The sequence below is a fragment of the Actinoalloteichus sp. GBA129-24 genome (assembly GCF_001941645.1).
Lineage (GTDB): Bacteria > Actinomycetota > Actinomycetes > Mycobacteriales > Pseudonocardiaceae > Actinoalloteichus_A > Actinoalloteichus_A fjordicus.
In genome coordinates this window covers 5,312,849-5,329,732 of sequence record NZ_CP016077.1, presented here as the reverse complement: position 1 = coordinate 5,329,732, position 16,884 = coordinate 5,312,849, and the positions used below count along the sequence as shown (strand labels likewise).

At 71.3% G+C, this 16,884-nt stretch carries 14 protein-coding genes; 12 read left to right on the top strand and 2 right to left on the bottom strand.

The annotated features are described in order from the left end of the window. Positions 1-36: 36 nt before the first annotated feature. The gene (locus UA75_RS22750) at positions 37-621 is read right to left on the bottom strand and encodes a helix-turn-helix domain-containing protein (RefSeq protein ID WP_075741991.1); all 585 of its coding nucleotides are present in this window, start codon (positions 619-621) and stop codon (positions 37-39) included. A gap of 325 nt (positions 622-946) precedes the next feature. Here UA75_RS22750 and UA75_RS22745 point away from each other — a divergent pair, with 325 nt between their 5' ends. From UA75_RS22745 to UA75_RS22715, 7 genes are all read left to right on the top strand, one after another. Further along, entirely contained in the window at positions 947-1,600 is a 654-nt protein-coding gene (locus tag UA75_RS22745; protein WP_075741990.1) for a class I SAM-dependent methyltransferase, read from the top strand. A gap of 252 nt (positions 1,601-1,852) precedes the next feature. Next, on the top strand, positions 1,853-2,503 hold the full coding sequence (locus tag UA75_RS22740) for a TetR family transcriptional regulator (RefSeq protein WP_198042818.1): 651 nt from the start codon (positions 1,853-1,855) through the stop codon (positions 2,501-2,503). Further along, the gene (locus tag UA75_RS22735) at positions 2,503-3,309 is read left to right on the top strand and encodes an alpha/beta fold hydrolase (RefSeq protein WP_075741989.1); all 807 of its coding nucleotides are present in this window, start codon (positions 2,503-2,505) and stop codon (positions 3,307-3,309) included. The genes UA75_RS22740 and UA75_RS22735 overlap by 1 nt, the downstream gene beginning before the upstream one ends. A gap of 540 nt (positions 3,310-3,849) precedes the next feature. Then, positions 3,850-4,647 carry a 6-phosphogluconolactonase gene (locus UA75_RS22730; RefSeq protein ID WP_075741988.1) on the top strand — a complete coding sequence of 266 codons (798 nt, stop codon included), beginning with the start codon at positions 3,850-3,852 and terminating at the stop codon, positions 4,645-4,647. Positions 4,648-4,687: 40 nt separating this feature from the next. Next, positions 4,688-6,181, top strand: a complete 1,494-nt coding sequence (locus UA75_RS22725; RefSeq protein ID WP_075741987.1) for an N-acetylglucosamine-6-phosphate deacetylase — start codon at positions 4,688-4,690, stop codon at positions 6,179-6,181. Beyond that, positions 6,178-7,683 carry a UxaA family hydrolase gene (locus UA75_RS22720; RefSeq protein WP_075741986.1) on the top strand — a complete coding sequence of 502 codons (1,506 nt, stop codon included), beginning with the start codon at positions 6,178-6,180 and terminating at the stop codon, positions 7,681-7,683. Before UA75_RS22725 ends, UA75_RS22720 begins: the two co-directional genes overlap by 4 nt. Then, a complete protein-coding gene (locus UA75_RS22715) occupies positions 7,683-9,179 on the top strand; it encodes a mannitol dehydrogenase family protein (protein ID WP_157434379.1) in 1,497 nt (498 codons plus the stop codon). Before UA75_RS22720 ends, UA75_RS22715 begins: the two co-directional genes overlap by 1 nt. 266 nt (positions 9,180-9,445) lie before the next feature. Here the strand turns inward: UA75_RS22715 and UA75_RS22710 are convergent, their stop codons facing one another. Further along, the gene (locus tag UA75_RS22710) at positions 9,446-10,432 is read right to left on the bottom strand and encodes a LacI family DNA-binding transcriptional regulator (protein WP_075741985.1); all 987 of its coding nucleotides are present in this window, start codon (positions 10,430-10,432) and stop codon (positions 9,446-9,448) included. A gap of 146 nt (positions 10,433-10,578) precedes the next feature. Here UA75_RS22710 and UA75_RS22705 point away from each other — a divergent pair, with 146 nt between their 5' ends. From UA75_RS22705 to UA75_RS22685, 5 genes are all read left to right on the top strand, one after another. Further along, complete coding sequence (locus tag UA75_RS22705; protein ID WP_075741984.1) at positions 10,579-11,769, top strand: Gfo/Idh/MocA family protein; 1,191 nt, start codon at positions 10,579-10,581, stop codon at positions 11,767-11,769. Further along, complete coding sequence (locus UA75_RS22700; protein WP_075741983.1) at positions 11,766-12,551, top strand: sugar phosphate isomerase/epimerase family protein; 786 nt, start codon at positions 11,766-11,768, stop codon at positions 12,549-12,551. The genes UA75_RS22705 and UA75_RS22700 overlap by 4 nt, the downstream gene beginning before the upstream one ends. Next, positions 12,548-13,669 (top strand): Gfo/Idh/MocA family protein, encoded by a 1,122-nt coding sequence (locus UA75_RS22695; RefSeq protein WP_075741982.1) that lies wholly within the window; start codon positions 12,548-12,550, stop codon positions 13,667-13,669. Before UA75_RS22700 ends, UA75_RS22695 begins: the two co-directional genes overlap by 4 nt. 231 nt (positions 13,670-13,900) lie before the next feature. After that, entirely contained in the window at positions 13,901-15,874 is a 1,974-nt protein-coding gene (locus UA75_RS22690) for an ABC transporter substrate-binding protein (RefSeq protein WP_075741981.1), read from the top strand. A gap of 12 nt (positions 15,875-15,886) precedes the next feature. Continuing rightward, complete coding sequence (locus UA75_RS22685; protein ID WP_075741980.1) at positions 15,887-16,879, top strand: ABC transporter permease; 993 nt, start codon at positions 15,887-15,889, stop codon at positions 16,877-16,879. Positions 16,880-16,884: the final 5 nt, after the last annotated feature.

The following is a 16,884-nucleotide window of genomic DNA, read 5'->3' as shown; positions in this document are numbered from 1 at the left end:
GTCGCGGGCTGCGCTTGGCGCCCGTTCCGGGGGCGGTCAGTCCCGCCGGTACCGGGCGCGGAGGTGGAACCGTTCCCCCTGCGGGCCGAGGATGCTCAGGTACTCCACGGGCTCGGCGTCGGCATTGCCGAACCAGTGCGGGAGGTGGGTGTCGAACTCGGCGACCTCGCCTGCGGAGAGCACCAGATCCTGCTCGCCGAGCACCAGCCGCAGTCTGCCGTCGAGGACGTACAGCCAGTGGTATCCCTCGTGTGAGCGTGGATCGGGAGTGCGGTCGCTCGGCCCGCCCGGAATGATCTGTTTGTACACCTGGAGGCCGCCGGGCCTGCTGGTCAGCGGCAGGATGGTCATGCCGTGCCTGGTCACGGGCTGCGGGTACAGCCGTGGATCTCCCGTCGGCGGCGCGTCCACGAGCTTGTCCAGCGGAACCTGGTAGGTCTTGGCCAGCGGCAGCAGCAGCTCCAGGGTGGGCCTGCGCTGTCCGGACTCCAGCCGGGACAGGGTGCTGATCGGGATGCCGGTGCTCGCCGAGAGCGCGGACAGCGTCGCACCGCTGCGGCGGCGAAGCTCCCGCAGCCGGGGGCCGATCGCGCCGAGCACCGCGTCGAAGTCGTCGGTCATGCGGCTATTGCAGTTTCCGCAAATTAGTTTGTCAACTCGCGGGAGGGGTGAGCAGTATCGGATGCGGAGGCGGTCTCGACGGCCGGTGCCGGGCAGTCGGCGGCGACCGGCCCGGCGCGCTGATTCCGCTGGTCCGAGACAGGCCTGCCTGCGGAGTGTCTCGTCGGCGATATCTCCGCACGCTGCCTGATCGGCGAGTCGGACCCGGGTGATCGGAGTCCTCGGAGGTTCTGCGGCGAGCGCCCGCCGAGGTACACGCGTCCGCAGCCACCACCGCCGTGCCCTGCGCCGTCGACCCGGCACACCGAACTCTTGAGGAGACGAGATGAAGGATCAGCGGTTCTGGGACGACCTCTACGGCAGTCGCGAGCAGCTCTTCAGCGGCAACCCGAACGGCGTGCTGGTCACCGAGGTGTCGAGCCTGCCCGCAGGTCACGCGCTCGACGTCGGGTGCGGCGAGGGCGGTGACGTCCGGTGGCTGGTGGAGCACGGCTGGCGAGTCACCGCCGTCGACATCTCCCAGGTCGCGCTGGATCGGGCGGCCGAGGCCGTCGGCGATGACGACGTGCGGTGGATCCGGGTCGATCTCGGCACCGCGCCGCCTGCGGCGGGCGCGTACGACCTGGTGTCGTTGCAATACTTCCCGCTCGTGCGGGACGACGGGCACCGGGCACTGCGCGGCCTGCTGGCCTCGGTCGCGCCCGGCGGCACGCTGCTCGTCGGCGCCCACGACATGGCCGACCTGGCGGCGCACCACGAGGGCGCTGGGCACGGCGAGGGTGTCGGGCACGGCGAGGAGCCGGCGCGGGAGAAGCCCGACTTCGACCTGGACAGCATTTACCAGCCCCACGAGATCGCCGCCCTGCTCGACGACGACTGGGAGATCGTCGTTCACGAGACTCGGGCGCGCACCGCGCCTGCGCCCGAGGGCACGCAGCACGTCCGCGACATCGTGCTGCGGGCGAGGCGCCTGCGGTGACCTGATCTCGCGCGGGCTGTGCCGGTGCCGGACCGGCCTCGATACGGGGGCATCGCGTGACTCCGGCTCCGGCGGGGCCGTCGCCCGGGTTGCCGCGCTGCACGCTGTCGGCGACGGCGGCGCCCTTTCGGGCGGCTCGCGGCGGCGCGGGCGGGCGGTGTGGCCGCACCCGAGGCGGACCCGGCGCGCCACGATGCTGAACGCTCGTGCAGTATGGTGAACATGTGTTCAGCCAGGGTCGATGACCGAACGATGAAGGCCCGCATTCGCGACGCGGCCATCCTGCTGTTCGGCAGGAACGGCGTGCCGGGGACCAGCGTGCGCGCCGTCGCGGAGCAGGCGGGGGCGAGTCCGGCGCTGGTCATGCATCACTTCGGCACGAAGGATGCGTTGCGCGCGGTCTGCGATCAGCACGTGCTTGATGCCGTCTTCGATCAGAAGGACGACCTCGCCTCGGGCGGAGCAGACGCGGTGATCGGCTCCTGGCTGGCCGACCTGGACGGCTCCCGGCCCCTGCTCGACTACCTCGCCCGGATGCTCGTCGACGACACCGAGGCGGGCGCGTCGCTGTTCGACCAGCTCGTCACCCGCACCGAGTCGATGCTGGCGGCGGGGGTGCGGGACGGGACCATGCGGCAGAGCAGCGACCCGCCCGCGCTCGCCGCCGTGTTGGCCGTCCAGGGCGTCGCCCCGCTCCTGCTGCACCACCACCTGCGGCGCGTGCTGGGCGGGGTCGACTCGCCTGCGGACGTCATCCGCCGCCTGACGGTTCCGTTGGTCGAGCTCTACACCCGAGGCCTCCACACCGACGAGACGATCCTCACCGCAGCGCGGCGGGCGAGTGCCGCCGATGACTCCGCGCGCCCATCCGCCCGCGACCGTGCGACCGACGGGACGGCCTGATGCCGACACTGGAGACGAACGGCACCTCCCTGTACTTCGAGGTGCACGGCGAGGGGCCGCCGCTGCTGCTCATCCATGCCATCAGCGCCGGGGCGAACATGTGGCGCCCGCAGGTGGACCACTTCGCCGCGACGCACCGCGTCATCACCTTCGACGCCAGAGGGGTCGGCCGATCGGGGCCGATCCAGGGCTGGCGAGGCGTGCTGGCGACCATGGCGGCGGACGTCCGCGCCCTGCTCGATCACCTGGGCGTGCGACGGGCGGCCGTCTGCGGCGTGAGCTTCGGCGGCGTCCTGGCCCAGCAGTTCGCCACCGCCCACCCGGACCGGGTCGAGCGACTCGTCATCGTCGACTCCTACAGCGACTCGCGACCCACGAGCCTCGGCCGGGCGGCCTGGCTCGCCTCCGTCTACGCGGGTGCCTGGTCGAACCTGCTGCCCGCCGGGGTGCTGCGGTCGGTGATCGAGCGGCAGTATCGACGGTGGCCGGTCGCCGCGAACGTCCTCGGCGAGGCGGTCTCGCGACTCCGGGGGGTCGATGCGCTCAAGACCCGCCTGGCGATCAACCTGGTGAACTTCGTTCCCGGCCTGCGGGCGACGACCTTCCCGATCCTGGCGGTGGTCGGGGAGGACTCCTGGCCGCGCTCGATCACCTTCGTCGAAGAGCTGCGCCGCCGGGTGCCGCGCACCACCGTCGCACGCATCCCGGACTCGACCGACCCGAGTTCGCTGTGCAGGCCTGCGCTGTTCAATGAGGTGCTGGGGCGTTTCCTGCGAGACGAGCCCGTGGCGACGGCGCGGGGATGACGAACGGGATCTCCTAGTCCACAGTCGACGGTGTGGGCGCGGGATGTCCTGTGCGCGTCGGCTGCCTGCTGTGGGCGGACCTCCTCGACGGTTCCGCCCCTCCGTAGGCGCGCGCCGACACCGAGCGCGATGCAGCGCGGCTCGGGCGTCCCGGTTCGCGGCCGTCGCCCCCCTGCCGTACCCGCCCCGTCGTGATCAGCGACGGCGGGACGACGCATCGGCGCGGACGGTGCTGATCACCAATGCGGGGTGCCTCGCCGTACTCATCGGCGGGACTCCAGCCGGGATGACCGCCGCCTGCCTCCGGGTGCGTCTGCTGGGCCTCAGGCCCCGGTCATCCGGCGGCACGAGATCGCCGGGCCGCCGGACCTGCCGTGCCGACGGCGGGCGCCGCGCTGCCCGCGAGCTCCGCCGGCCCGCCGATCGCACCCGACGTGGCGGACGTCGCCCCGCACGGAATGACAGTGCTGCATGCGCTTGCAGTATGGTGAGACTCGCCGCCGGTTCGTCGGCCGAAGCGAACGTCTCAGGAGGATTCCCGTGCCCGAGCCCATCCGCCAGTTCACGGCCGCAGCCCTTCCGGTGGAGGTGTACGCCTCCGAAGCGGAGATGGGGCGAGCCGCCGCGCGCAGTGCCGCGCGGGTCCTGCGCGAGGCCGTCGCCGCCCGAGGATCGGCGCGGGCGGTGATGGCGACCGGCAACTCGCAGTTCGCCTTCACCGACGCGCTGCGCGCGGAGGACGTCCCCTGGGACCACGTCACCGTCTTTCACATGGACGAGTACGTCGGCATCGACCGCGAGCACCCGGCGAGCTTCCGTCGGTGGATCGGCGAGCGGATCGAACGACGCCTCGGTCCTGCCCTGGTGGAGTACATCCACGGCGACGCACCCGACGCCAAGGCCGAATGCGACCGCTACGAGGAACTGCTTCGCTCGGCCCCGATCGACCTGGTCTGCATGGGGATCGGGGAGAACGGCCACCTCGCCTTCAACGAGCCGTTCGAGGCCGACTTCGACGACGACCGCTGGGTCCGCGTCATCACGCTGCTGCCGGAGTCGCTGACCCAGCAGGTCGGCGAGGGACACTTCCCCGACATCGACGCGGTGCCGCCGACGGCGATCTCGCTGACCATCCCCGCGTTGCTGGCCGCCGCTCACGTCCAGGTCTGCGCCCCGGAGCAGCGGAAGGCGGCGGCCGTCGCGGCCGCACTGCGCGAGGAGATCAGCACCGCCTGTCCGGCCACGATCCTGCGCCGCACCCCCCATGCCACGCTGTACCTGGAGCCTGCCTCGGCCGGGGCGCTCGGGGCCGACACGCCGGTCGCGGGCTCGTCCTGACAACCGCTTGCAGGCTTGCGGTGGATCGGAGGCGACGGGAATGATCGAGTCCACCCGACTCGTGCTCATCGGCGGAGCCGTGGTGCTCCCGGACGGCGTGCGGCGCGGGCTGGGGGTCCACGTCGAGGGCGGCCGGATCGTCGACCTCACCGACCGGGAGCCGCCCGTCGGAGCGCGAGTGATCGAACTCGACGGTCGACTGGTCACCCCCGGCCTGATCGACCTGCACGTGCACGGCGGCGCGGGTTACTCCTTCGACCGGCCGAGCCGGTCCGTGGAGGGGCGTGCCGCCGAGGGGGCGGCGGCGTGGTCGGGCGGTGCGACGGCGGGAGCCGGGGGACCGGACGCTCACGCCATCTCCATGGGTTCGGGGTTCCCAGACGCTCATTCCATGGGGGACGGGGAATCCGACGCTCACGCCTTGGGTGGTGGAGGGCCCGATACTCACGCCTTGGGTGGCGGAGGGCCCGACGCTCACGCCTTGGGTGGCGGAGGGCCCGACGCTCACTCCATGGGCGTCGGGTTCCCCGACGCTCACTCCATGGGCGTCGGGTTCCCCGACGCCGTGACCCTCGTGTTGCGGCACCTCGCCCGCGCCGGCGTGACGAGTGCGCAGGCGAGCCTGGTCTCCTCGGACGTGCCCGACCTCGTCTCCTGGCTGGACGATCCGATCTGGACCGCCGCGCGGCCTGCCGACGCGGCCGAACTGCTCGGCGTCCACCTCGAGGGCCCGTTCCTCGCCGCCACCCAGTGCGGTGCCCACGATCCGGCCGTCCTGCGGGCGCCGAGCCGAGACGACGTCGCCGCGCTGCTCAGCCACCGCGAGCTGATCCGCATGATCACGCTGGCGCCGGAGCTGCCCGGCGCGATCGAGGCGGTCCGCCGATTCGCTGAGGCGGGCATCGTCGTCGCCGCCGGACACAGCGAGGCGACGGCGGCCGATCTCGCCGCCGCGACGGACGCGGGCCTCACCCACGTCACGCACCTGTGGAGCGGTCAGTCGACCACGACGCGACGCGGCCCGTGGCGGGTGCCGGGTCTGCTGGAGGCCTCCCTGGCCGCCACCGGACTCACCGCCGAGGTCATCGCCGACGGGCATCACCTGCCGCCGGAGCTGTTGGAGATCGCCCGTCGCTGTCTCGGCGACCGCCTGATCGTGGTCTCCGACGGCACGCCGGGAACCGGACTGCCGACGGGCAGTCGGTACGACCTCGGCACGGTGCGCTGTGAGGTCGGCGACGGGGTCGGCATGGTCGTCGGCGCCGACTCGTTCGGCGGCAGCACCGCCACGCTGCCGCGACTGCTCGCCCACCTGCACGACGAACTCGGCTGGCCGCTGACCGAGGTGGTCACGGCCGCGACGAGCAGGCCCGCCGCGGTCGCGGGCGTCGCCGACCGTAAGGGAGTCGTCGAGGTCGGCATGGACGCCGACCTCGCCGTCTTCGATCCCGGCTTCCGCCCGTGGGGGACCGTGCTGCGCGGTCGGTGGACTCCGAACGCGCCTACCGCACCCGATGACAGGAGATCCTCATGACGACCGGCACACCCCGGCTGCTGCGGCTGCGTCCGGACGACGCGGTCGCGGTGAGCCTCGATCCGCTGGCCGAGGGCACGCCGGTCACCGAGACGGTCGCCGCCCGGGCGCCGGTGCCCGCCGGGCACAAGGTGGCGCTGACCGCCGTCGCCACGGGCGGGGCCGTCACGAAATACGGTCAGGTCATCGGTTACGCGACCGAGGACATCGTGCCCGGCGACCACGTGCACCTGCACAACCTCGCCTTCGCCGACACCACCGAGGCGCCGACCGCGCTCGGCACCGGGATCGCCCCGGCGGCGCAGGAGCCCGAGACCTTCCAGGGCATCGTCCGCGCCGACGGGCGGGTGGCGACCAGGAACTACCTCGGCATCATCACCTCGGTCAACTGCTCGGCGACGGTCGCCAAGCTCATCGCCGACCAGGTGCGATCCTCGGGGATGCTGGCCGCGCACCCGAGCGTCGACGGGATCGTGGCCATCACGCACGGCAGCGGCTGCGGACTGGCCTCCGACGGCGAGGGCCTGGCCCTGCTGCGCCGGACGCTGTCGGGCTATGCCGATCACCCGAACTTCGGCGGCCTGGTGGTGCTGGGCCTCGGCTGCGAGGTCAATCAGGTCTCCGAACTCGACCTGCCCGCGCACACGCCGGTGGTCGGCATGACCATCCAGGAGGCGGGCGGGACGGCCGCCGCCGTCCGGGCCGGGGTGCGGGCCGTCGCGGAACTGGTGGAGCGGCTCGACGTCGAGCGCACGCCGGTGCCCGCCTCGGAACTGGTGCTGGGCCTCAAATGCGGCGGGTCCGACGGCTATTCGGGCATCACCGCTAACCCCGCACTCGGCATCGCCGCCGACCTGCTCATCGCCCAGGGCGGCACCGCGATCCTCTGCGAGACACCGGAGATCTACGGCGCCGAACACCTGCTCGCCGCCAGGGCCGACGACCCGGCGGTGGCCGAGGCGCTGTTGGCGCGCATCGCCTGGTGGCGCGACTACACCGCCCGACACGGCGGCTCGCTGGACAACAATCCCTCGCCAGGCAACAAGGACGGCGGCATCACCACGATCCTGGAGAAGTCCCTCGGCGCCGTGGCGAAGTCCGGGACGACTCCGTTGCGTGCGGTGCGGCAGTTCGCCGAGCCGACCGGCACCCGAGGTCTGATCTTCATGGACACGCCCGGCTACGACCCCGTCTCGGTCACCGGCATGGTCGCGGGCGGCGCGAACGTCGTCTGCTTCACCACCGGCCGAGGCTCGGTATACGGCTGCAAGCCGGTGCCCAGCCTGAAGCTCGCCACCAACACCCCCGTCTACGAGCGGATGACCGAGGACATGGACCTCAACTGCGGCTCGGTGGCCGACGGGGCGGTGACCTTGGCGGACATGGGGCGGCGCATCTTCGAGTTGATCCTGGCCACGGCGTCCGGCCGGTCGACGGCCAGCGAGCAGTTCGGCTTCGGCGACGAGGAGTTCGCGCCGTGGCAGCTCGGCGCGGTGATGTGATGAGCACGCTGTCCCGAGCGATGGCGGGCGACCTGCCGTCGGCGGCCCGGCCGCTGCTGTCCGGGCCCGCTCCAGAACCCGGCATCGTCCACTTCGGTGCGGGCGCGTTTCACCGCGCTCACCAGGCCTGGTTCACCGAGCGGGCCATGGCGGCCGACGGTGATCGCTCCTGGGGCATCGTCCTGGTGGCGCCGCGCTCGCCGGGCGTGGTCGGTGCGCTGACCGACCAGGACGGGCTGTTCACCGTCCTGGAACGAGACGGCCTGCGGCGCAGTGCCCGCGTGGTCAACGCGGTCAGCGCGGCCCTGCATGCGCCGAGCGCGGGACCCGCCGTGGTGGAGCGCCTCGCCGCGCCGACCACCGGGGTGGTGACCCTGACCATCACCGAGAAGGGATACCGGCGTGATCCGGCGACCGGCGGGCTGCTGATCGACGAGGCCGTGCGCGCCGATGCGGCGGCCGTCGGCGCGGGTCGGGTGCCGTCGACGGCGCTGGGACTGCTGACGGCCGGTCTCCAGAGTCGGGCCGCAGGCGACGGCACCCCGCTGACCGTGATCTCCTGCGACAACCTCACCGGAAACGGACGGCAGCTCGCCGCCCTGATCGGCGAGTTCGTCAGCCTGCTCCCCGGCACGATGGCGGCGGAGACGGCCGCCTACCTGGGCGAGGCGGTACGGTTCCCGCCGTCGATGGTCGACCGGATCGTGCCTGCCACCGCCGCGCGCGACACGGCAGCCGTGCAAGAGCTGATCGGGCTGCGGGACGACGCGGCCGTGGTGGCCGAGCCCTTCGGCCAGTGGGTGATCGAGGACGACTTCGCCGCCGCGCGCCCGGCCTGGCACCGGGCAGGCGTCGAACTGGTCGGCGACGTCGCCCCGTACGAGACCGCCAAGCTCCGGCTGCTCAACGCGGCCCATTCGACGATCGCCTACCTCGGCGCGCTCGCGGGCCATGCGGGCATCGCAGCCGCACTCGCCGATCCCGACATCGAGGCGGCGGTACGCGGAGTGCAGGCCGAGGCCGCCGCCACGGTGGCGCCGCCGCCGGGCTGGGACTTGGACGCCTACGGCGAGGCCGTGTTGAGCCGCTTCCGGAACGAGGCCCTGGGACACCGCTGTGATCAGGTGGCGGCCGACGGGTCGCAGAAGCTGCCGGTCCGGGCGATTCCGACGCTGCGCGCCGCGCGGGCCCACGGTCGAAGTCCACAGTGGACGGCGCTGCTCATCGCGGCATGGGTCCGCTTCGTCGTGCACGGCCGGGACGACGACGGTAGAGAGCTGACCGTCCACGAGCCGCTCGCCGCCGCGCTGCGGGCTGCCGCCGAGGGCGTGGGAGCCGCCGAGGTCGCCGGTGTCGTGACTCGACGGGCAGGCGTGCTCACCCCGGAGTCGGCCGCCGATCCGGTCACCGCCGAGCTGGTGTCCCAGGCCTATCTCGACCTCGACGGACACGGCGTCCGCGCCACCTGTCGCGCCCTGGTCCGGCGGGGGAGCTGACCGTCGGGCCGGGCGGGCTCGGCAGGCCTCGGGTCGATCGGCGGGCGACCTTCGGCGGGCGACCTCCGGCGGAATCCGACCCCGCGGCTCTCGCGGTGGGGCGCTGCGGGGGAGACCGTCCGATGTGGACTGTCCTCTGCGGCCGATCGAACTCGGGCGGCCGCAGCCTTGACCGGCCGAGCCGGGCCCGGTCGGCCGTGGCCCCCGCCGAACCCCGTCGAACCGAACCCGCCACTGCGGTAACCACCCGGCGCGGCGGGCCTGCCTCAGCCGGGCACCGGACTGGTCGACCCGCGCACGATCAGCCGGGTCTCCAGCTGGCGGACCGGCGGCGGCGCGTCGTCGGGGGCGTCGGCGAGATCGAGCACGATGTCCACCGCCGCCGCACCCGCCTCCGCGCCCGGCACGTGGATGGACGTCAGCGTCGGGTACGCCATGCCCGACATCGGGCTGTCGTCGATGCCGATGACGCTGATGTCGGGGCCCACGCGGATGCCGCGCTCGTTGAGCCGGGCCATCAGGCCGAGGGCGATCATGTCGTCATAGGCGATGACCGCCGTCATCCCGCTGGCGTGCACGAGGTCGGCGGCGCGGACGCCCGCCTGGATCTGCGGCTCGAACGGCCCGAACTCCACCAGCTCCGCGCCCTGATCGGCGCAGGCCTGCCGGACGGCGTTCTGCCGCTGGATGTTCGACCAGGAGCGTCGAGGACCGTTGAGATAGCCGATCCGACGATGACCGAGCGCGGTCAGGTGCTCGACGGCCTCCCGCATCCCGTCCGAGTTCTCGATGATGACGCTCGCGGTGCCCGGCAGTTCGCGGTTGACGAACACGATGGGCCGGAGCTCGGCGAGTGCGGCGAGCTGATCGTCCGGCGTGCGCGGCGAGACGACGATCAGCCCGTCGACGCGCTTGCGCATGACCCTGGCGCGGTGGAGTTCGTCGGCCGGATGCTCGTCGACGTCCGCGATGAGCACGGTCTTGCCCTTGCTGGTCGCCCGAGCCTGCACGGCCTTGATGATCGGCGGGAAGAAGGGATTGGCGATGTCGGGGACGATCAGCCCGACGATGTCGTTGCGGCCCGCCGTGAGCGAGCGGGCGAGGAGATTCGGCACGTATCCCATGTCGCGCGCGATCTTGCGGACGCGTTCGCGAGTGGACGGATTGACCTTGTCCGGGTCCGACAGCGCACGCGACACGGTGGAGGCGGACAGGCCGGTCGCCTTGGCGACATCGGCGAGAGTGACACTCATCTGTGGCTTCCTCCAGCAGTTCGTGCAGCAAACGCGCCGAGGCTACCGCAAGCCTCGACCTGGGCAATCGAGGCTTGAACCTGGCATGACCCGACCCATTCCATGGTGCTTGCGGCAACCGATTGCATCCCGTAACGTCGCTGCTCATGGTATTTCGGTCAGCAGGACCGCCGCTCCGTATCGGAGTGGTCGGCAACGGTAATCGCGGCATCATCGCGAAGACGGCCGCCGAGCTGGACGGCGATGCCCGCGTCGTCGCGGCGTGTGATCCGCTGCCCACGGCGCACGCGCGCGCGAAGGAGCGGTTCGGCCCCGACGTGCTGACCACCTCCTCGCTGTCCGAGCTGATCGCGACCGGGCTCGACGCCGCGTTCGTGACCTCGCCCGACCATCTCCATGCCGACCAGGCCTGCGCCCTGCTCGAAGCGGGCGTCGCGGTCTTCGTGGACAAGCCGATGGCGACCACGCTCGAGGACTGCGACCGGATGCTGGCCACCGCGCGTCGCACCGGCAGCCGCCTCTACGTCGGGCACAACATGCGGCACATGCCGGTGATCCGATTGATGCGCGATCTCGTCGTGGACGGTCGGATCGGCGAGGTCAAGGCGATCTGGTGTCGCTACTTCGTCGGCGACGGCGGCGACCGCTTCTTCAAGGACTGGCACGCCGACCGCTCCAAGGTGAACTCCCTGCTGTTACAGAAGGGCGCGCACGACATCGACGTCATCCACTGGCTGGCGGGCGGCTACACCCGCCGGGTCAGCGCGATGGGCGGCCTGTCGGTCTACGGCGGCATCACCGACCGGCGCGACCGCACCGGCGAGCTGATCACCGACTGGATCGACCGGAAGAACAACTGGCCGCCGCTGGCGCAGACCGGACTCAATCCCGTCGTCGACGTCGAGGACGTGTCGATGATGACCATGGCGCTGGACAACGGCGTGTACGCCACGTACTCGGAATGTCATTTCACCCCGGACTACTGGCGCAACTACACCGTCATCGGCACCGAGGGGCGCATCGAGAACTTCGGTCTCGGGCACGAGGGCGTGGTGCGCCTGTGGAATCGGCGCACCGAGTTCGACGCCGAGGGGCACGAGGAGTTCCCGATTCCCGAGGCCGAAGGCGGGCATCACGGCGCGGACCCCGCGCTGCTGCGGGAGTTCCTGGCCTTCGTCCGGACCGGCGTGCCGACCGACACCTCCCCGGTGGCGGCGCGGGAGGCCGTCGCGGCGGGCGCACTGGCGACCGAGTCGATGCGCACCACCGGCTCCGCGCTGGACGTGCCCCCGCTCGACCCGGAGCTGGTCCGCTATTTCGAGGAGGGACAGCGGTGAGCGAGACGACATCCGGATCGGACCTCGACGTCGGTGTGCAGCTCTACTCGGTCCGCGAGCTGCTGGCGACCGACCGGGCCGCGACCTTCGCCGCGCTGGCGGCGGGCGGGATCGGTTTCCTCGAGCCCTACGACGTGATCTCGGACCCTGGCGGACTCCGAGCCGACGCCGAGGCGGCAGGTCTGGCGATCCGCAGCGCGCATGTGAAGATCCCGGCCGACCTCGCGGAGCTGCCCGCGCTGGCGGACACCGTCGCCGGGCTCGGCGCCGACACCCTCGTGGTGCCGCGCTCGGAGCCCGCCGAATGGTCGACCTCGGCCGACATCGGGCGCGTCGCCGATCGGCTGGCCCTGGTGATCGACATCGCCGCCGGGGCGGGACTGCGCGTGGCCTATCACAATCACCACTGGGAGGCGGGCCCGCTCGCCGACGGCCGCAGCGGGCTGCTGGAGCTGCTGGCGGCGGCGCCGAGCGAGCTGCTGTTCCAGCTCGACCTCTACTGGGCCCACGTGGGCGGCGCGGACGTCGTCGAGCTGATCCGCGCGCTGGGTCCCCGGCTGCACTCCGTGCACGTCAAGGACGGTCCCGGCACCGTCGAGGGCGATCAGACGGTGCTCGGCCGGGGCGTGCTGGGGCTGGCCGCGATGCTGGCCGAGGTCCCGGCCTCGGCCGCGCGAATCCTGGAGATCGACCGGTGCGCCGATCCGGTCCTGGATGTGCTGGTGGCTAACAGGGCGGCGCTGCCCGCCATGGACTCCCGGGTGTCGGAGGTGTCGTCATGACTCAGGCAGGTGCGGATCGGCTGCGCGTCGGCGTCGTCGGCTGCGGCACGATCAGCCGGGCCTATCTGGAGAACCTGATCAGGATTCCGTCGGTGCGGGTGGTCGCCTGCGGCGATCTCCTGCCGGAACGGGCCGCCGAGGCGGCGGCCCTCGCAGGCGTCGACGTCTGGGGCGGGCCCGAGACCGTCGTCGGCAGTCCCGACGTCGACCTCGTCCTGAACCTCACGATCCCCGCCGTGCACGCCGAGGTGGCCGAGGCGGCGCTCGCCGCCGGGCAGCACGTCTACGGCGAGAAGCCGATCGCGAATTCCCGCGCGGAGCTGGCCGGTCTCGTTGCCGCCGCCGAACGGGCGGATCGGCGGCTGGGCAGCGCCCCGGACACGTTCCTCGGGGCGGGGGTCCAGTCCGCGATCCGCTTCATCCAGGCGGGCGGCATCGGCCGTCCACTGTCGGCGGTCGTCAGTTGCCAGGGACCGGGCCCCGAGAGCTGGCATCCGGCACCGGAGTTCCTCTTCGCGGCGGGCGGCGGCCCCTTACTCGACATGGGCCCGTACTACGTGACCGCGCTGGTCGCGATGCTCGGGCCGGTGGAGCGGGTCTCCGCGGTGGCGCGGCAGGCCTGGTCGGAGCGGGTCATCGGGTCGGGCCCGCGTGCCGGGACGAGGTTTCCCGTCGTCGCGCCCACCCACACCTCCGCGCAGATCGAGCTGGCCTGCGGCGCGGTCGTCACCGCCGTCTTCAGCTTCGACACCGCCCTGCGTCGGCAGGGGGTGCTGGAGGTGAACGGGACCGAGGGGACGCTTCGACTGCCCGACCCCAACCGCTTCGACGGAGTGCTGCGACTACGCAGGCCGGGAGCGCAGGAGTGGGAGGACCTGCCCACCGTCGGTGCGACGCTCGGGCGGGGGCTCGGCGTCGCGGAGATGGCCGAGGCGATCCGAGCGGGCAGGCCGCATCGGGCGGACGCCCGGCTGGCGGGGCACGTGCTCGACACGCTGTTGAGCATCGGCGAATCGGCGGAGCAGGCGCGGTTCGTGCCCGTTACGTCACGGTGTGCGAGCCCTGCGCCGCTCGGTGACGACTGGAGTCCGCTCGCGGGCGCGGACCCGACGCCGTAGGCAACGAGCCCGACGCCTCTTCGTAACGCAAGAGCCCGGTGCTGCTATTGCGGCAACCGTTTGCGGTCGGTAGGTTCACTGCATCGTCCGGTCATGGGAACCGCGTTTCTACTGCGAGTTCAGGAAAATCATGTGACTGCGGGCTTGCCGGGTGGCGACAAGGATTGTGCAGAACCTCGCCGTTCCGACGTCGGTGCAGCAATGGTTTGGCACAGGTATGGAGGAGTCTCGATGACAGAGCGGACCACGGTATCGCGCAGAGCGCTGCTGAAGTTCGGTGGCGGGGCGACGGCCGCCGTCGCACTGTTCGGGATCTCGGCGTGCACCGGCGATGAGGCCCCGAATCCGTTCGGCGACACCGCAGGCGGCGACCCGGACGCGCTGGAGTCGCCGCTGCTGGCCGAGCGGGTCGCGGCAGGCGAGCTGCCGCCGCTGACCGAGCGGCTTCCGGTCAATCCGCTGGTGGTGGAGCCCTGGGAGAGCACCGGACGCTTCGGCGGCACCATCCGGCGGGCCCAGACCGACGCCCTGGACAACGGAATCCTCCAGGCCTTCGCGGGCGTCGGGCTGTTGGAGTGGAACAAGGCGGCCGACGCCTCCCAGCCCAGCCTCGCCGAGACCTTCGAGAAGAGCGACGACAACCGCGTCTACACCTTCGTGCTGCGCGAGGGCCTGCGCTGGTCGGACGGCGAGCCCTTCACCTCGGCGGATGTGCTCTTCACCGTGGACCGCTTCCTGAAGAACGACGTGTTCTGGCCGGGCCCGCCGTTCTGGTTCTCCGACGCGGGACAGCAGCGCCCCGAGGTGGAGACGCCCGACGAGCGCACCGTCGTCATCACCTTCGAGCGGCCCTTCGCGCTGTTCGAGAAGTTCCTCTGTCATCCGGCGGTGAGCTACCAGTTCATCAAGCCCCGCCACTACCTCGAGCAGTTCCACCCCGACGTCACCGACCGGGCGGTCGTCGACGAGGCCGCCTCGGCGGCGGGCTTCGACTCCTGGGACCAGTACTTCGCCGACCGGGACAACTGGTGGACCAACCCGGAACGGCCGGTCATGGGCGCCTTCATGGTGACCAGCTCCGCCTCGGGCGGCAGCGGCACCGCCGAGCTGGAGCGCAACCCGTACTACTACAAGACCGACCCGGACGGCAGGCAGCTGCCGTACGTCGACCACGTCCAGGTCCAGGTGCTCGAACAGGACGCACTCGACCTGCGCGCCGCCAACGGCGACCTGGACATGCAGGGACACTTCCTCGGTTACAACACCACCCAGGTGTACGTGCAGAACGCGGAGAGCCGGGGCTTTGAGGTCCTGCGCTGGCAGGCGACGGCCAGCCTGCTGTCGATCTGCCCGAACCTCTCGCATCAGGACCCGGTGCTGCGGGAGGTGCTCGCCGACGTCCGGGTGCGGGCGGCCCTCTCCCACGCGATCGACCGCGAGGAGATGAACACGACCCTGCTCGGCGGGCTGGGCGTCGCCCGCCATCCGCTCGCCACCGAGGACTCCGACTACTACGTCGAGGGCGGCGGGCAGCGCTTCCTCGACTACGACGTCGCCGAGGCGGAGCGGCTGCTCGACGAGGCGGGCCTCGCCGACCGCAACGGCGCCGGGACCAGGCTGCTGCCCGACGGCAGGCCCTTCGAGCTGGTGCTGCTGTACGTCGCGAACGACTCGGGCGTTCCGCAGACCGACGCCTTCGAGATGGTCCGGCGCAACTGGGCCGAGATCGGCGTCTCCATCGTCGTACGGCCGGTCGACGGCACCCTGTACACCGAGCTGCGGGCGAGCAACGACTTCGACCTGGACGGCACCACGATGCCGGAGAACGACTGGGACCTGGAACCGGTGTGGTTCATCCCCACCGCCAGCAACAGTCACACCGCACCCGGCTACGGCCAGTGGTACTCCAGCGGCGGCACGGAGGGCATCGAGCCGACCGACGAGATCAAGCAGCTCATGGACGAGTGGGACGCCCTGCGCACGGCCGAGAACGACGAGGCCCGCATCGAGTCCGGCCGCGCGATCATGCGGCAGCACGACGAGAACGTCTACGCGATCGGACTGCTCAAGCTGCCCTTCCAACCGATCGTCGTGAACAACGGGCTGCGCAACGTCCGCGACGACGATCCGGCGCTGTCGTTCTATTACGGCAGAGAGGGCATCTCGAAGCCGGAGCAGATGTACTTCTCCGAGCCGACCTCCTGAGCGGATCTACTGATGCTGCGCTTCATCATCATGCGGGTCCTGCATGTGATCCCGACGCTGGTCGCGATCTCCGTGATCGCCTTCTTCATCATCCAACTCCCGCCGGGCGACTTCCTCACCACGCAGATCGCCTCCCTGGAGGCGCAGGGACAGAGCCTGGACCCGGCACAGCTCGACGCACTGCGCGCCAGGTACGGCATCGGCGATCCGTTCTGGGTGCAGTACTGGAAGTGGATCAGCAACATCCTGCTGCACGGCGACTTCGGCCTGTCGTTCCAGTTCCAACGGCCGGTGTCGGCGCTCATCGCGGAGCGGTTGCCGCTGACCCTCGCACTCGGCGTCGCCACCCTGCTGTTCACCTGGGCGATCGCGCTGCCCGCCGGGGTCTACTCGGCCATGAAGCAGCACTCCTTCGGCGACTACACGATCTCGGGCATCGGCTTCATCGCCCTGGCGGTGCCGAACTTTCTCGCCGCGCTCGTGTTGGCCTACCTGGGCTTCGAACTGTTCGGGCAGAGCGTCGGCGGACTGTTCTCGCCGGAGATGGTCAACGCGCCGTGGAGCATGGCGAAGTTCGTCGACCTGCTGGAGCACCTGTGGATTCCGGTGCTGGTCATCGGCCTCGCGGGCACCGCAGGGGTCATCAGGGTGACCAGGGCGAACATGCTCGACGAGCTGAACAAGCCCTATGTCACCACGGCTAGGGCCAAGGGGCTCTCCGAGGGGCGGCTCGTGACCAAGTATCCGTTGCGGATCGCGATGAACCCGTTCATCTCGACGGCGGGCTGGCATCTGCCCTCGCTGTTCGACGGCGAGATCATCGTGGCCCAGGTGCTGGCCCTGAGCACCATCGGGCCGCTGCTGCTGACCGCGCTGAGGTCGCAGGACATGTACCTGGCGGGCGGCATCATCCTGATCATCGCCGTGCTGACGGTGATCGGGACGCTGCTCTCCGACATCCTGCTCGCGGCGGTCGATCCCCGCGTCCGATTCGGAAAGGCGTGAGGCCG

Excerpts from the sequence above, each read along its gene's own strand:
- UA75_RS22710 (WP_075741985.1), bottom strand. The coding sequence starts at position 10,432 with ATGAGTGTCACTCTCGCCGATGTCGCCAAGGCGACCGGCCTGTCCGCC.
- UA75_RS22690 (WP_075741981.1), top strand. The coding sequence starts at position 13,901 with ATGACAGAGCGGACCACGGTATCGCGCAGAGCGCTGCTGAAGTTCGGT.
- UA75_RS22745 (WP_075741990.1), top strand. The coding sequence starts at position 947 with ATGAAGGATCAGCGGTTCTGGGACGACCTCTACGGCAGTCGCGAGCAG.
- UA75_RS22705 (WP_075741984.1), top strand. The coding sequence starts at position 10,579 with ATGGTATTTCGGTCAGCAGGACCGCCGCTCCGTATCGGAGTGGTCGGC.
- UA75_RS22740 (WP_198042818.1), top strand. The coding sequence starts at position 1,853 with ATGAAGGCCCGCATTCGCGACGCGGCCATCCTGCTGTTCGGCAGGAAC.
- UA75_RS22735 (WP_075741989.1), top strand. The coding sequence starts at position 2,503 with ATGCCGACACTGGAGACGAACGGCACCTCCCTGTACTTCGAGGTGCAC.
- UA75_RS22685 (WP_075741980.1), top strand. The coding sequence starts at position 15,887 with ATGCTGCGCTTCATCATCATGCGGGTCCTGCATGTGATCCCGACGCTG.
- UA75_RS22725 (WP_075741987.1), top strand. The coding sequence starts at position 4,688 with ATGATCGAGTCCACCCGACTCGTGCTCATCGGCGGAGCCGTGGTGCTC.
- UA75_RS22750 (WP_075741991.1), bottom strand. The coding sequence starts at position 621 with ATGACCGACGACTTCGACGCGGTGCTCGGCGCGATCGGCCCCCGGCTG.
- UA75_RS22715 (WP_157434379.1), top strand. The coding sequence starts at position 7,683 with ATGAGCACGCTGTCCCGAGCGATGGCGGGCGACCTGCCGTCGGCGGCC.
- UA75_RS22720 (WP_075741986.1), top strand. The coding sequence starts at position 6,178 with ATGACGACCGGCACACCCCGGCTGCTGCGGCTGCGTCCGGACGACGCG.
- UA75_RS22695 (WP_075741982.1), top strand. The coding sequence starts at position 12,548 with ATGACTCAGGCAGGTGCGGATCGGCTGCGCGTCGGCGTCGTCGGCTGC.